This window comes from Aeromonas sp. 19NY04SH05-1 (assembly GCF_040581895.1).
GTDB classification, from domain to species: Bacteria; Pseudomonadota; Gammaproteobacteria; order Enterobacterales; family Aeromonadaceae; genus Aeromonas; species Aeromonas enteropelogenes.
This window is the reverse complement of the sequence record NZ_CP095328.1, coordinates 3,559,674-3,574,045: the sequence shown is the minus strand read 5'-3', so window position 1 is coordinate 3,574,045 and position 14,372 is coordinate 3,559,674. Positions and strand designations below refer to the sequence as shown.

Sequence of the window (14,372 nt, the reverse complement as noted above, 5' to 3'; positions counted from 1 at the left end):
TGCCGTGTGAAGGTCCCGGCAGCTGGCCGGGGCCTCTCTCCCAACCTTTGATGGACGTCGTTATGTCTGATTTACCGCAAGCCGCTTCCCCTTTGTCTGATGAGGGGATCTACCCCATCCGTGAGGTTTCCCGCCTCACTGGCATCAATGCCGTCACCCTGCGTGCCTGGCAGCGTCGTTACGGTCTGGTACAGCCGGCCCGCACCGAGAAGGGGCACCGCCTCTACAGCGAGCAGGATATCCGCCAGATTGGCGAGATCCTGAGTTGGCTGGAGCGGGGAGTGAGCATAGGGCAGGTCAAGGGGCTGTTGAGCGAGCCCCACTCCCAACCGGTGAGCGATCACTGGCAGCAGACTCTGGAGCAGTTCAGTCAGGCACTGCTCGCCTTCAACCAGCGCAAGGCGGAGGCGCTGCTCAATGATCTGCTGGCGAGTTATCCCTTCGAGCTGGTGCGCAGCCGGGTGCTGCAACCGCTGGTGGAGCGGCTGCTTGGCCTTTGGCGCGAGCGACCCGATGGCGAGCTGCTGCAACAGGTGTGGCTGGGCTGGCTGCATACCCGCTTCGCCCGCTACCTCATCGAGCAGGAGAAGGGCGTGCCGGTCACCCTAGCGAGCTGGGGACAGGTGGGCCCGCTCGATCTGGTCTGGGCGGCCTATGAGCTGATGGGTCTGGGTTACGAGGTGCAACTGCTGGGGGCGGTCGAACCTCGCCATGTCGCTCTGCTCGAGGGGCGTTCCACACCCCCCTGGCTGGTGCTGCTGGGGGCCGGGCTTGGCAAGCAGGAGCTGGCCGCCGGTTGGCCCGAGGATACCCGATTCTTTGGCGAGCTGGGGCGCCTCTATGACGGCGACTGGCAGGCCGCTCACAGTTGGAAAGCCACTCTGGGTGAGGCAATAGCGGACGAGACTGTCGTGGGGACTACCAGCGGGCGCGGGAGGCAAAAGTCATGAAACTGGTCTGGTTTCGCAACGACTTGCGCCTTGCCGACAACCCGGCCTTGCGTCATGTCTGTGCCGGCGAGGAACCGGTCGCCGCGCTTTTTATCATCTCACCGACCCAGTGGCGGCAGCACAAGCTGGCCCCCGTTCGCCAGCGTTTCATCCTGGCGCAGGTCGATGAGCTGGGCCGCGAGCTGGCGGCGCTCGGCATCCAGCTCCATTTGCTGCGGGTCGAGACGTTTGCCGAAGTGTCAGCTGCGTTGGCTGACTTAAGTCGCGATCTGGGGGTGACCCGGCTCTACGCCAATCAGGCCATCGAGATCGACGAGCAGCGTCGGGATCGGGCCGTCAGTGCCGTGCTGGCGGAGCAGGAGATTGCTTGCCACTGGTTCAACGGCTGCTGCGTGCTGCCGCCCGGGCGGGTGCTGACCGGCTCGGGGGAGATGTTCAAGGTCTATACCCCCTTCAGCCGGGCCTGGCTCAAGGCCCTCGAGGAAGATGGCTTTGTCATTCACCGCGCTCCCGAGCCACGCGGTGCATCACTGCCGTGGCAGCCGCTGGCCGAGCGGGAATTTGTCGATGCCGCTCTTGGCGAGCTGATGGCCGACTCCCGCTGGCCGGTGGGGGAGGCCGAGGCTCAGCGCCGTCTGAACACCTTCCTCGATGAGGCTGTGCTCGACTATGGCGAGACCCGGGACTTTCCGGCCCTGGCGGGCACCTCTGTGCTCTCCCCCTATCTGGCGGCCGGTATCATCAGTCCGCGCCAGTGCGTAGGGGCACTGCAACAGCGCCTCGGCTATCGACCCCAGTCGAAGGCGCAGCCCGGATTTGTCTGGCTCAACGAGCTCATCTGGCGTGAGTTCTATCGCCATCTGCTGGCGCTGATCCCAAGCCTCTCCATGAATCGCCCCTTCAAGGCGGAGACTGCGGCCCTGCCGTGGAGCTGGGACCCGGATGCCTTTGCCGCCTGGTGCGAGGGACGTACCGGCTACCCCATCGTCGATGCGGCCATGCGCTGCCTCAATGCCACCGGTTGGATGCACAACCGGCTGCGGATGATAGTGGCGAGCTTCCTCACCAAGGATCTGCACATCCACTGGCGGCTCGGGGAGGACTACTTCATGAGCAAGCTGATAGACGGCGATCTGGCGGCCAACAACGGCGGCTGGCAGTGGGCGGCGGGGACCGGGGCCGATGCGGCACCCTATTTTCGGGTGTTCAACCCCACCACCCAGGGACAAAGATTTGATCCACAAGGGGAGTTCATTCGTACCTGGGTCGCTGAACTGGCCGATGTGCCCGCCGCCTATCTGCACCAGCCTCACGACTGGCTGCGGCTCAAGGGGCGGCAGGATTATCCGGCCCCCATGGTGGATCACGCCGTCGCCCGGGTGAGAGCCATCGAAATGTTTCGCTTCCTGGAGAAATAGCATGGATGAGCCGCTGGCCCGCTTCGTCGCCCTCTATCAGCAGCTGGACAGACAGCAGTTGCACCTATTGTCCGAGGTCTATGCCGACGAGGTGATCTTTATCGATCCTGCCCACCGCATCGAGGGACTGGCGGCGCTCAGCGACTATTTTGCCGCCCTCTATCAGCGCCTCGCCTATTGTCGTTTTGTCATTACCAGTCAGCAGCAACAGGGGCGACAAGCCTGGCTCGGCTGGACCATGACCTTCTCCCACCCAAGGCTGCGTGTCGGCAAGCCAGTGACAGTGGAGGGGGCGACCCGCCTCGAATTCGACGAGGAGGGCAAGGTCTGCCTGCACCGGGACTATTTTGACCTCGGCGCCATGCTCTATGAGCAGTTGCCGCTGCTCGGATCCCTGGTGCGGACCATCAAGGGGAGGCTGGGGGCATGAGCGGCCGGGTGCTGATCACAGGTGCCACCTCCGGCATCGGCCGCCAGCTGGCCCTCGATTACCGGCGCTCAGGCTGGCAGGTGTGGGGCTGTGGTCGCGATGAGGAGCGGCTGCAGGGGCTGGAGAGTGAGGGCATCACCTCCTTGCAGTTTGATACCCGAAATCCAGCGGCCATGAACGCAGTGGTGGGTACATTGCCTGCGCTGGATCTGCTGATCCTCAACGCCGGTCATTGCGAATATATGGAGTTGGCCGAGGGGTTTGACAGCGCCCTGTTTGCCCGGGTCATCGAGACCAATCTCATTGCCACCGCTCATGCGCTGGCCGCCTTCCTGCCACTGCTGGGGGCGGGGGCCCGTCTTGCCATTGTCAGCTCGTCGGTGAGCTGGTTGCCACTGCCACGGGCCGAGGCCTATGGCGCTTCCAAGGCGGCCCTCGACTATCTGGCCGATACCCTGCGCCTCGATCTGGCTGGCAGAGGGATCGGGGTCACCCTGATCCGCCCCGGCTTTGTGGAAACGCCGCTCACCGCAAAGAATGATTTTCCCATGCCTTGTCTGGTGCTTGTGGAGGAGGCTTCCCGCGCCATCATGGACGGGCTTACCGCCGGTCACCATCAGATCCACTTTCCCCGTCGTTTCATCTGGTTGCTGCGCCTGCTTGGTGCGCTGCCGGTGGGACTCTGGCTGCGTCTTGGCAGCTCGCTTGTGTCGAAAGGACGCCACTCATGAAGAGAAAGATAGCCATCGTCGGTTCGGGGATTTCAGGGCTGACCACCGGTTTTTTGCTCCACAAACAGCACGACATCACCCTGTTCGAGGCGGCGCCGACCCTGGGGGGCCACACCGCCACAGTCGACGTGGAGCAGGGCGGGCGACGTTACGCCATCGATACCGGCTTTATCGTGTTCAACGATCGCACCTACCCCAACTTTATGGCATTGCTGGCGCGGATCGGGGTGGCCCGGCAACCGGCCGAGATGAGCTTCTCGGTGAAAAGCCCGCAGGGGCTCGAGTACAACGGTCACAACCTCGATACCCTGTTCGCCCAGCGCAGCAACCTGCTGAGCCCGCGGTTTTACGGCTTTGTTGCCGAGATCCTGCGCTTCAACCGGGAGGCTCGCGCCTGGCTGGTGGATCACCAGGCCCTCGATGTTGGCTCCGAACTGACCCTGGGGGATTTCCTGCAGGCGGGGGAGTTTAGCGACTACTTCGCCCGTCACTACATACTGCCGATGGGGGCGGCCATCTGGTCATCCACCCTGGCCGATATGCGGGCCTTCCCCCTTGGCTTCTTCCTGCGATTTTTTGCCCATCACGGCCTGCTGGAGGTGGCAAACCGGCCCCAGTGGTACGTCATTCCCGGTGGCTCGCGCGAATACATAGGGCCGCTCACGGCGGGATGGCTGTCGCAGATCCGGCTGGCTTGCCCGGTAGCGGGGATCCGGCGAGTGACGAATGGCGTCATTGTCCAGAGCCATGATGGCGAGGAGCACTTTGACGAGGTGATACTCGCTTGCCACAGCGACCAGACGCTGGCCCTGCTGGCGGATGCGAGCGAGCGGGAGCGGACCATCCTCGGCGCCATGCCCTATCAGGCCAATGACGTCTGGCTCCACACCGACGCAACTTGCCTGCCGGTGCGCCGCAAGGCGTGGGCCAGCTGGAATTATCAGCTCGGTGATGATGACGGCGCACGGCCACTGGTGAGTTACAACATGAATATCCTGCAGGGGGTGAGTTCACCCGAGCCCTTCTGCGTCAGCCTCAATCCCGCAGGGCGGGTGGACGAGAGCAAGGTATTGCGCCGTTTCGTCTATCACCATCCGGTGTTCAATCAGAGCTCCATCGCCGCCCAGCAGCGGCGACCAGAGATCTGCGGCCAGCGGCACACCCACTTCTGCGGTGCCTACTGGTACAACGGCTTTCACGAGGATGGGGTGCGCAGCGCCCTGGATGTAGCCCGGCGCTTCGGGGCCGAGCTATGAAAGGCGCAACCGCGACAGTGAGCGGCGGGATCAGCGCCATCTGGCGGGGCTCGGTGCGCCACCGCCGCTTCGCGCCGAGGGCTCACGCTTTTTCGTACCACCTCTTCATGCTGGGACTGGATCTAGATGAACTACCGGGCCTCGATCAGGGAAGATGGTTCGCGGTGGAGCGGGCCGGGCTGCTCTCCTTTCGTCGTCATGACTACCTGCGGGGGAGCGCGGGCCCGCTCAAACAGGCGGTGTGGGACAAGGTGGCCGAGCTGGGCGGCGATGCCGACCCGAAGGGGCGGGTGTTGCTGCTCGGCAACGTACGTTGCCTGGGGTTTTACTTCAGCCCGGTCAACTTCTACTTCTGCGATCGGCAGGGGGAGACGCGCTATTTGCTGGCCGAGGTCTCCAACACCCCCTGGAACGAGCGCCACTACTATCTGCTGGATCTGGCGGCGCTGGCTCCCCACGACAAGGATTTTCACGTCTCCCCCTTCATGGAGCTGGCTATGCGCTACCACTGGCGCATCCGCCCGCCCGCGCAGGAGACGCTGATCCATATCGAGAGTCATCCCGTATCTGGGGAGGCCAAGCTGTTTGACGCTACCTTGACGCTAAGGCGGGAGCCGCTGTCGCGCCAGGGGCTGGCGGCGCTGCTGGTCCGCTGGCCCTGGATGACCATGAGGGTGCTGCTCGGTATCTACTGGCAGGCCCTGCGTCTTTTTATCAAACGAACCCCCATCTTCACCCATCCGGAGACTCGCTAATGGAACTGGTGCAATCTTCTGTTTCTGCCTCTTTCATCGACAAGGGGGCCAGGCAACTGTTGCTCAATTTGCTGGGGCGGCTCGACCAAGGCCAACTGCTGCTGCGAGATGGCCGCGAGCGTCACAGCTTTGGTGATGCAACCAGTGATTTGCATGCCGAGCTGGTGGTGCTGGATCCGGCCTTCTATCGCCGCTTGCTGCTGGGGGGCAGCATCGCTGCCGGTGAAACCTGGGTAGAAGGGCTATGGACCAGCCCGGATCCGGTGGCGCTGGTGCGGCTGCTGGCCCGCAACCTGACTCTGCTCGACAGTCTGGAGCGGCGCCTGGGCTGGCTCAGCTTCCCTTTCAACAAGGTGCGCCACTGGCGGAGTCGCAATACCCTGACCGGGTCGCGCGCCAACATCGCCGCCCACTACGATCTCGGCAACGCTCTTTATCAGGGTTTTCTCGACAGCCATATGCAGTATTCGAGCGCCATCTATCCGGGGGCAGAGGCCACCCTGGAAGAGGGGCAGCAGGCCAAGCTGCGTACCATCTGCGAGCGGCTCGAGCTCGGCCCGGACGATCATCTGCTGGAGATCGGGACCGGCTGGGGTGGGCTGGCCGTCTTTGCTGCTCGCCACTACGGCTGCCGGGTGACTACCACCACCATCTCCCAGGCCCAGCACGACTACGCAAAAGAGTGGATCGGGCGGGAGGGGCTCGGGGATCGCATCACCTTGCTGCTGGAGGATTACCGCAAGCTGGAGGGGCGGTTCGACAAGCTGGTCTCCATCGAGATGATCGAAGCGGTGGGTCACGCCTTTCTGCCGGACTACTTTCGCCAGCTGTCGCGCCTGCTCAAACCCGGTGGGCGCCTGCTTATTCAGGCCATCACTATCGCCGATCAGCGCCATGCCCAGTACCTGCGCGGGGTCGACTTCATCCAGCGCTATATCTTCCCCGGTGGCTGCCTGCCGAGCGTCTCCCAGATGGCGGGATTGCTGGCCCGCGAAACCGACATGCAGCTGGTGCGGCTGCACGATCACGGCCATCACTACGCTCGCACACTGGCCCACTGGTGCCAGCGCTTTCTGGCGCTGGCACCCGAGCTGCCTGCGCTCGGCTACAGCCAGGATTTCATCCGGCTGTGGCACTTCTATTTCGCCTACTGCGAGGGGGGATTCTGGGAACGCACCATCAGCCTGGTACAACTGGAGGCGGCCAAACCCGGGCCGCTCGGTTGGTCGGGAGACTTGCCGGTAAGCGGTCACTGACCATGTGGCGGTGGGCCCAACTGCTGGGGTTCAACCTCTACTGGTTGCTGGCGGTGAAGTGGCAGCTGCCGGGTCCCTTGCTTACGATGCTGCTGCTTCATTTTCTCTGCTCGCCAAGCCGCAAAAGGGATCTGCGACTCCTGCCCATGGCCCTTGTAGGTAGCCTGCTCGATCTGCTGCTCTGGCGGCTCGGGCTGTTCGATTTCAAGGCCGGTTTTCCGCTCTGGCTGGCGCTGCTCTGGGTCGGATTTGCCCTGACGCTGGCCCATGGCATGCGCTGGCTACTGCGATTACCCCGTTGGCAACAGGGGCTGTTTGGCATGCTTGGGGGGACGGTCTCCTATGTGGCGGGAGCCGAGATGGGAGCAGTACACTTACCCTGGGGCATTGGGATCAGTGTGGCCTTGTTGGCCGTGATCTGGATGTGGTGGTTACCCCTACTACTGTGGGTAATGGTCAAGCTGGAGGGTGAGTCAAGATGAACACCTTTTCGACCGACACTTTGTTGTTTTCCAAGTGGACCAAAGAGAGCCAGCACGAGCTGACTGATCGCTTCTATCTGGTGGTGGCCTGCCAGCGGGATGCGCAGGGGCGGCTGATGCAGGTGGTGATGCAGGATATCAATACCCTGCAGGAACAGGAGATGGATTGGCATGAACTGGAAGATCCCAGCCATTGGCACATGGGGTGGAACTAGCCTGCTCTTGGCGGTGCTGAGTTTGCACCTGGCGACTGCCGCGCAGGCTTCTGCCGTCCCTTGGCAACAGTTGCGTCCGGTCGGCCAGGGGGAGATGAACTGGCTCTGGTTCAAGCTCTATGACGCCACCCTCTACAGCGAGAGTGGTCGCTATCAGCCGAGCCATTATCCGCAGGCACTGACCCTGACCTATGCCAGAGCCATCGAACGTGAGGATCTGCTCAGCGCCACCGCTAAAGAGTGGCAGCGGCTTGGTCTTGGCAGTGATGCCGATCGCCAGCGCTGGCTCGGGCAACTTGCGACCCTCTGGCCGGATGTGGCAGCTGGCGACAGGCTGACCTTCTATGTCGACGAAGCGGGAACCGGCCACTTCTGGTGGCAGGAGCAGCTCCTCGGCTCGCTCGCCGAACCGCAGTTTTCCGCCGCCTTTCTGGCGATCTGGCTGGCGGACAACAGCCGGGATCCAGCCCTGACCCGCCGCCTGCGCGGCCAACCCTGATGCCGGAGCCCTTTATGTCTTGCTACCGTCTATATCGTCTTCTCGCTTTGTTGCCACTCATGCTGCTGACAGGATGTGGTGCCAACCTCAATGACTACCGTGGCCAGGGGCCCGAGTGGGATCTCGCCCGTTTCTTCAGTGGCAAGCTGGTAGCCCATGGCCTGGTCACAGACCGCAGCGGTGAAGTGACCAGTCGCTTTCGGGTCGAGATGGAGGGGCGCTGGCAGGAGGGCAAGGGAGAGCTATTCGAGCAGTTCCATTTTGACGATGGTCGCCAGCAGACTCGCACCTGGTATCTACGCAAGGGGGCGGATGGCCACTGGCGCGGCAGCGCATCGGATGTGGTGGGGGAGGCGGTGGGCAAGACGGAAGGTTTTGCCCTCAACTGGCGTTACCAGCTCGATCTGGCGCTGCCGGATGGTGAGGTGGTACGGGTGAGCTTAGATGACTGGATGTATCTACTGGATGCGGATCGCTTGCTCAACCGTGCCAGGATCAGCAAGTTCGGCATTGATCTTGGGGAAGTGCTCCTCTATATCGAGCGCAAGCCATAGCCTTGTCGCCGGACAAACCCCAGTAAAAAGCGCGCCAGTGGCGCGCTTTTTGTTACCGTCGGAGCCCGGGCGCTCAGATGATCCGATTCTCTTCCAGCATCTTTCGACGGGCCTCTTCCTTGGCCATCTTCTTCTTGCGGTTGTCACAGGGTTCGGGGCAATCGCACTCTTTCTCGATGCCCACGCTGCCCAGGCCACCGCAGGAGCCGGAGATGCTCTTCTTCTGGAAGATGTAGCCGATGGCCATGGCCACCACTACTGCCAGAAACACCCCGAAGGTGATCAGAAAAATCTGCATGTTGCTGCCTCTTACTTTTTAACCAGATAGGGCTTGAAGGCGTCGGAGTAGGCCTCTTCAAAACCCTTGTCGGTTTTGGTGATCACGAAGATCGCCAGTCCACGTTCGTTGGCGTAGGCCAAGCTCTTCTCGGTCCCCATCACCATGAACACGGTTGCCAGCCCGTCCGCCGTCATGCAGGAGGGGTGGATCACGGTGACCGACACCAGACGATGCTGGATCGGTTTGCCGGAGCGCGGATCTATGGTGTGGGAGAAACGCTGGCCATCCAGTTCGTAATAGTTGCGATAATCGCCGGAGGTGGCAACGCCGTTGTCACCCGGGACTATCACTTCCTGTACCGTGCCGGTGCCCGCGGTGGGTTTCTCGATGGCCACGCGCCAGGGATGGCCCTTGCCGTTGACGCCATTGATCCTCAGCTCGCCGCCGATTTCAACCAGATAGTTGCGGGCTCCCAGGGACTCCAGGTATTCGGCCACCTTGTCGACGCCAAACCCCTTGGCGATGGCGGAGAGATCCACGTAAAGATCCGGTACATCTTTTTGCAGGGTATCGGCATCGGCGGAGGTGATGACGTGCAGATTGCCAAGCCCGGTCTTCTGACGGGTCTGGGTGATCAGCTCGTCGCTCGGGACCTTGGTCGGCCGTTTGTCCGGGCCAAAGCCCCACAGATTGACCAAGGGGCCAACGGTGACGTCCAGCGCCCCCTGGCTCTCACGGCCAATGTGAATGGCCTCAGTGACGACTCGAGCGGTGTCTCGCGACACTACGACCGGTGTGGAGTCACGATGCTGGTTGAAGCGGGAGAGCTCGGAATCGGGACGATAAGTCGACATCTGGTCGTTGACCCGCTCCAGCAGCACATCCACTTCGGCCTGCAACTTGGCCGGATCGCTGATGACGTCATCCGCCACCTTGATGGAGTAGTAGGTTCCCATGGTGCTGCCGGTGATATGGATCTCCGGCTTGCTCTGGACCGTTTCCTGACCGCACCCAGTCAAGAAAAAGGCTAGCCCGAAGGCTAGCCAGGTCTTTACAACGCTGTGCATGGATTAACCACCAAAGTCATCCAGCAGGATGTTTTCGTCTTCAACGCCCAGATCCTTGAGCATGTTGATGACGGCGGCGTTCATCACGGGAGGACCACACATGTAGAACTCGCAATCTTCCGGCGCCTCGTGGTTCTTGAGGTAGTTCTCGTAGAGCACGTTATGGATGAAGCCGGTGTAGCCGTCCCAGTTGTCTTCCGGTTGCGGATCGGACAGGGCGACGTTCCAGGTGAAGTTCTCGTTCTCGGCGGCCAGCATGTCGAAGTCCTCGACATAGAACATCTCGCGCTTGGAACGGGCACCGTACCAGAAGCTCATCTTGCGCTTGGACTTCAGGCGACGCAGCTGGTCGAAGATATGGGAGCGCATCGGCGCCATACCCGCACCACCACCGATGAACACCATTTCGGCGTCGGTGTCCTTGGCGAAGAACTCGCCGAACGGACCGGAGATGGTCACCTTGTCACCTGCCTTCAGGCTGAAGATGTAGGAGGACATCTGTCCCGGAGGGGCAGTCCAGTTGCTGGGCGGCGGAGTCGCGATCCGCACGTTCAGCATGATGATGCCGAACTCTTCCGGATAGTTGGCCATGGAGTAAGCACGGATGATCGGCTCGTCAACCTTGGACTCCAGATCGAAGATCTTGAAGCGATCCCAGTCACCACGATACTCCTCGGGAATATCGAAGTCCTTGTAGCGGACGTGGTGAGCCGGCGCTTCAATCTGGATATAACCACCGGCGCGGAACGGTACGCTCTCGCCATCCGGGATCTGCAGCTTGAGCTCCTTGATGAAGGTGGCCTTGTTGTCATTGGAGATGACGGTACATTCCCACTTCTTCACGCCGAAGATCTCTTCCGGCAGTTCGATGTCCATGTCGCCGCGAACGGTGACCTGGCAGGCCAGACGCTCGCCGTGACGGGCTTCGCCCTTGCTGATGTGATCCAGTTCGGTCGGCAGGATGTCGCCGCCACCGGACTTCACCCGCACCTTGCACTGGCCGCAGGAGCCACCACCACCACAGGCGGAGGAGACGAAGATACCGCTGCCGGCCAGCACGCCGAGCAGTTTGCCACCGGCCGGGCTGGTCACAGCCTTGGCCGGGTCACCGTTGATGCTGATTGTCACGTCGCCCGCGGTCACCAGCTTGGACTTGGCGAACAGAATGACTGCCACCAGTGCCAGCAGGATCACGGTAAACATGACCACACCCAAAATAATTTCCATCTATCGTTCCTTTCCGATTACAGGGAGATACCAGAGAAGGACATGAAGCCCAGCGCCATCAGGCCGGCGGTGATGAAGGTGATGCCGAGGCCACGCAGACCTTCCGGAACATCGGAGTACTTCATCTTCTCGCGGATACCTGCCAGCGCAACGATCGCTAGCATCCAGCCTGCACCTGAACCCACGCCGTAGACCACAGACTCGACGAAGTTGTAGTCACGCTGCACCATGAAGGAGACGCCACCGAAGATGGCGCAGTTCACGGTGATGAGCGGCAAGAAGATGCCGAGCGCGTTGTAGAGGGCCGGGAAGTATTTATCCAGCGCCATCTCCAGGATCTGTACCAGGGCCGCGATCACACCGATGAAGGTGATGAAGCTCAGGAAGCTCAGGTCCAGATCGGGGGAGAGGGCACCTGCCTTCAACACGTAGTTGTAGATCAGGTTGTTGACCGGTACGGCGATGGTTTGCACCACGATAACGGCAATACCAAGACCCATGGAGGTCTTGACCTTCTTGGACACCGCCAGGAAGGTACACATCCCCAGGAAGAAGGAGAGTGCCAGGTTTTCGATGAAGATCGAACGAATCAACAGACTCAGATAGTGTTCCATACCTTAATCCTTTGCCTCCACCTGCTTGGGATCCTTGGTGCGAACGCCCCAGATGATCAGACCAATGATGAAGAATGCGCTCGGCGGCAGCAGCAGCAGGCCATTCGGTACATACCAGCCACCGTTGTTCACCAGTGGCATCAGCTCGAGGCCGAACCAGGTGCCGGAGCCCAGCAGTTCACGCACGGTGGCGACGCTCAGCAGAATGGCGCCATAGCCCAGACCGTTACCGATACCGTCCAGGAAGGAGGGCAGCGGGGCACTCTTCATGGCGTAGGCTTCGGCACGACCCATTACGATACAGTTGGTGATGATCAGACCCACGAATACCGACAGCTGCTTGGAGATCTCATAGGCATAAGCCTTGAGCACCTGGTCAACCACGATAACCAGTGAGGCGATGATCGCCATCTGGGCAATGATCCGCACGCTGTTGGGGATCTGGTTGCGGATCAGGGAGATGAACAGGTTTGAGAAGGCGGTGACCGCCATGACCGCGAGGGTCATTACAAACGCTGTCTTCATCTGGCTGGTAACCGCCAGTGCGGAACAGACACCCAGCACCTGCAAGGCGATGGGGTTGTTGCCGAGCACAGGCGTCAACAGCAACTTTTTCATTTCGCTCTTGTCAGCCATTGTTGATTTCTCCTGCACGAACCTTGGCCAGGAAAGGACCGAAGCCCTTGGGACCCATCCAGAAGTCGAAGGTGTGCTGTACGCCGTTACCGGTCAGGGTAGCGCCGGACAGACCGTCAATCTCATGCTCAGAGCCAGCCGGAGCATGGCCCTTGATCACGCGCAGCGCGGGCATGCCGTTCTGATCGAACAATTTCTTGTCCTTGAACAGGGCTTCCCATGCCGGGTTTTCGATTTCGCCACCCAGACCCGGGGTTTCACCGTGGTCATAGTAGGTGATGCCCTTGATGGTCTGGCCATCCGGAGCAACGGCGACGAAGGCATACATGGTCGACCACAGACCCTGACCGTAGATGGGCAGGATGATGCTATCGATCTTGCCTTCGCTGTCCTTGGCGAAGAACACCGGGATCAGCTTGGAAATCTGGCGCAGGCCGGCCTTGTCGTCGGCCGCAGCCAGACGGATATTTTTGGCCGGATCTTTGGCAGCCTGCTTGGTATCGAAGTTGTCGGCATCGCCGTCAACAAAGTTACCGGTGGAGAGATCCACCAGGCGGGCTTCGATCTTGTCGCCATACAGCTTGGCCATGTCGCGCTTGGCGACATCGCTGATGTCCACACCGGCAACGGCGAGGATGTTGCTCTGCTTGTCCAGTGCCTTGTTCTCCTGTTGGGTAGAACGCAGGCCAACGGCGGCAACGGATACCACGATGGAACAGGCCAGACAGAGGCCAGTCACCACGCTAACGGTGCCGAGGGTTGAATCTTTATTAAACGCCACGAGCAATCCTCCGCTTGATGTTTGCCTGAGCGACGAAATGGTCAAACAAGGGAGCAAACAGGTTCGCAAACAGAATGGCCAGCATCATGCCTTCCGGGAACGCGGGGTTGACCACGCGAACCAGCACGACCATGACGCCGATCAGTGCGCCGTACCACCACTTGCCCTTGTTGGTAAAGGCTGCGGAGACAGGGTCGGTCGCCATGAAGGCCATACCGAAGGCGAAGCCACCCAGCACCAGGTGCCAGTGCCACGGCATGTTGAACATGGGGTTGGTGTCGGAACCGATGACGTTGAACAGCAGGGAAGTCGCGATCATACCGACCATCACGCCGGCGATGATGCGCCAGGAGGCGATGCGCATGTACACGATCATGGCGGCGCCCAACAGGATCATCAGGGTGGAAACTTCACCGATGGAACCCGGCAGGTTGCCCAGGAAGGCGTCCATCCAGCTGATGGCTTCGCCGGTGGCGCTGTTGATCAGTGCCATCTGGCCACCTTGGGCCCACTGGCTCAGGGCAGTCGCACCGGAGAAACCGTCAACGGCAACCCAGACTGCGTCGCCGGAGATTTGACCCGGGTAGGCGAAGAACAGGAACGCACGACCCGCCAGGGCCGGGTTCAGGAAGTTCTTGCCGGTACCACCGAACACTTCCTTGGCCATCACCACACCGAAGGTGATACCCAGGGCAGCTTGCCACAGGGGCAGCTCGGGCGGCACGATCAGGGCGAACAGGATGGAGGTCACGAAGAAGCCTTCGTTGATCTCGTGCTTGCGCACCATGGCAAACAGCACTTCCCAGAAACCACCGACCAGGAAGACGGTGATGTAGATCGGGAAGAAGTGGGCTGCGCCGATCAGCATCTTGCTGCCGACACCGGCCACGGCCGGATCCAGGGAGGCTCCCAGCATGGTTGCCAGCGCATATTGCCAGCTGCTGGCACCGGCGGCGGTACCCAGATGGGCAATCGCGGCAATGGACTGGTTGCCGACGTTGTACATGCCCCAGAACATGGCCGGGAACACGGCCAGCCACACCATGATCATCATGCGCTTCAGATCGAGCGCATCACGAACGTGGGCAGCATTGCGGGTTACGGAACCCGGGGTATAGAACAGGGTATACGCCGCTTCGAACAGGGCGTAGTACTTGGCGTACTTCCCACCCGGCTCGAAGTGGTGTTCCATATTTTCAAGAAGTTGCTTGAAACTCATCG

General features: G+C 61.2%; 18 protein-coding genes. 11 read left to right on the top strand and 7 right to left on the bottom strand.

Going from position 1 to position 14,372, the window contains the following annotated elements:
- The first annotated feature begins 62 nt into the window (after positions 1 to 62).
- From MRK42_RS16335 to MRK42_RS16285, 11 genes are read left to right on the top strand one after another with little or no spacing between them, the layout of a single operon-like run.
- On the top strand, positions 63 to 950 hold the full coding sequence (locus tag MRK42_RS16335) for a MerR family transcriptional regulator (RefSeq protein ID WP_225634227.1): 888 nt from the start codon (positions 63 to 65) through the stop codon (positions 948 to 950).
- The gene (gene phrB / locus MRK42_RS16330; RefSeq protein WP_225634228.1) at positions 947 to 2,368 is read left to right on the top strand and encodes a deoxyribodipyrimidine photo-lyase; all 1,422 of its coding nucleotides are present in this window, start codon (positions 947 to 949) and stop codon (positions 2,366 to 2,368) included. The genes MRK42_RS16335 and phrB overlap by 4 nt, the downstream gene beginning before the upstream one ends.
- Before the next feature lies 1 nt (position 2,369).
- Positions 2,370 to 2,798: a nuclear transport factor 2 family protein gene (locus MRK42_RS16325; protein WP_026458157.1), complete on the top strand. Its 429-nt coding sequence runs from the start codon at positions 2,370 to 2,372 to the stop codon at positions 2,796 to 2,798.
- A complete protein-coding gene (locus tag MRK42_RS16320) occupies positions 2,795 to 3,529 on the top strand; it encodes an SDR family NAD(P)-dependent oxidoreductase (protein WP_338611072.1) in 735 nt (244 codons plus the stop codon). The genes MRK42_RS16325 and MRK42_RS16320 overlap by 4 nt, the downstream gene beginning before the upstream one ends.
- Positions 3,526 to 4,785, top strand: coding sequence for an FAD-dependent oxidoreductase (locus tag MRK42_RS16315; RefSeq protein WP_338611071.1), 1,260 nt, complete (start codon positions 3,526 to 3,528; stop codon positions 4,783 to 4,785). Before MRK42_RS16320 ends, MRK42_RS16315 begins: the two co-directional genes overlap by 4 nt.
- Entirely contained in the window at positions 4,782 to 5,540 is a 759-nt protein-coding gene (locus MRK42_RS16310; protein ID WP_338611070.1) for a DUF1365 domain-containing protein, read from the top strand. Before MRK42_RS16315 ends, MRK42_RS16310 begins: the two co-directional genes overlap by 4 nt.
- Entirely contained in the window at positions 5,540 to 6,796 is a 1,257-nt protein-coding gene (locus MRK42_RS16305) for a cyclopropane-fatty-acyl-phospholipid synthase family protein (RefSeq protein WP_042073211.1), read from the top strand. The genes MRK42_RS16310 and MRK42_RS16305 overlap by 1 nt, the downstream gene beginning before the upstream one ends.
- Positions 6,797 to 6,798: 2 nt before the next feature.
- Positions 6,799 to 7,278, top strand: coding sequence for a DUF2878 domain-containing protein (locus tag MRK42_RS16300; RefSeq protein WP_338611069.1), 480 nt, complete (start codon positions 6,799 to 6,801; stop codon positions 7,276 to 7,278).
- Positions 7,275 to 7,493 carry a TIGR02450 family Trp-rich protein gene (locus MRK42_RS16295; protein WP_124239298.1) on the top strand — a complete coding sequence of 73 codons (219 nt, stop codon included), beginning with the start codon at positions 7,275 to 7,277 and terminating at the stop codon, positions 7,491 to 7,493. Before MRK42_RS16300 ends, MRK42_RS16295 begins: the two co-directional genes overlap by 4 nt.
- Positions 7,450 to 7,992 carry a chalcone isomerase family protein gene (locus tag MRK42_RS16290; RefSeq protein ID WP_225634234.1) on the top strand — a complete coding sequence of 181 codons (543 nt, stop codon included), beginning with the start codon at positions 7,450 to 7,452 and terminating at the stop codon, positions 7,990 to 7,992. The genes MRK42_RS16295 and MRK42_RS16290 overlap by 44 nt, the downstream gene beginning before the upstream one ends.
- Before the next feature lie 14 nt (positions 7,993 to 8,006).
- Complete coding sequence (locus MRK42_RS16285; protein ID WP_338611068.1) at positions 8,007 to 8,546, top strand: DUF3833 domain-containing protein; 540 nt, start codon at positions 8,007 to 8,009, stop codon at positions 8,544 to 8,546.
- A gap of 73 nt (positions 8,547 to 8,619) precedes the next feature.
- On the opposite strand, the gene nqrM is transcribed toward MRK42_RS16285, so the two are convergent.
- The 7 genes from nqrM to MRK42_RS16250 are packed head-to-tail and all read right to left on the bottom strand — an operon-like array spanning position 8,620 to position 14,370.
- On the bottom strand, positions 8,620 to 8,844 hold the full coding sequence (nqrM, locus tag MRK42_RS16280) for a (Na+)-NQR maturation NqrM (protein WP_026458096.1): 225 nt from the start codon (positions 8,842 to 8,844) through the stop codon (positions 8,620 to 8,622).
- 11 nt (positions 8,845 to 8,855) lie between these two features.
- Positions 8,856 to 9,893 carry an FAD:protein FMN transferase gene (locus MRK42_RS16275; RefSeq protein ID WP_042028013.1) on the bottom strand — a complete coding sequence of 346 codons (1,038 nt, stop codon included), beginning with the start codon at positions 9,891 to 9,893 and terminating at the stop codon, positions 8,856 to 8,858.
- Positions 9,894 to 9,896: 3 nt separating this feature from the next.
- Positions 9,897 to 11,120 (bottom strand): NADH:ubiquinone reductase (Na(+)-transporting) subunit F, encoded by a 1,224-nt coding sequence (gene nqrF, locus MRK42_RS16270; protein WP_042073202.1) that lies wholly within the window; start codon positions 11,118 to 11,120, stop codon positions 9,897 to 9,899.
- Between the two features lie 17 nt (positions 11,121 to 11,137).
- Positions 11,138 to 11,734 carry an NADH:ubiquinone reductase (Na(+)-transporting) subunit E gene (gene nqrE / locus MRK42_RS16265; RefSeq protein ID WP_026457917.1) on the bottom strand — a complete coding sequence of 199 codons (597 nt, stop codon included), beginning with the start codon at positions 11,732 to 11,734 and terminating at the stop codon, positions 11,138 to 11,140.
- A 3-nt stretch (positions 11,735 to 11,737) separates the two neighbouring features.
- Complete coding sequence (locus MRK42_RS16260) at positions 11,738 to 12,370, bottom strand: NADH:ubiquinone reductase (Na(+)-transporting) subunit D (protein ID WP_042028012.1); 633 nt, start codon at positions 12,368 to 12,370, stop codon at positions 11,738 to 11,740.
- A complete protein-coding gene (locus MRK42_RS16255) occupies positions 12,363 to 13,151 on the bottom strand; it encodes a Na(+)-translocating NADH-quinone reductase subunit C (protein WP_026456010.1) in 789 nt (262 codons plus the stop codon). Before MRK42_RS16255 ends, MRK42_RS16260 begins: the two co-directional genes overlap by 8 nt.
- Positions 13,141 to 14,370 (bottom strand): NADH:ubiquinone reductase (Na(+)-transporting) subunit B, encoded by a 1,230-nt coding sequence (locus MRK42_RS16250; protein ID WP_026456009.1) that lies wholly within the window; start codon positions 14,368 to 14,370, stop codon positions 13,141 to 13,143. The genes MRK42_RS16255 and MRK42_RS16250 overlap by 11 nt, the downstream gene beginning before the upstream one ends.
- Between the last annotated feature and the right edge of the window lie 2 nt (positions 14,371 to 14,372).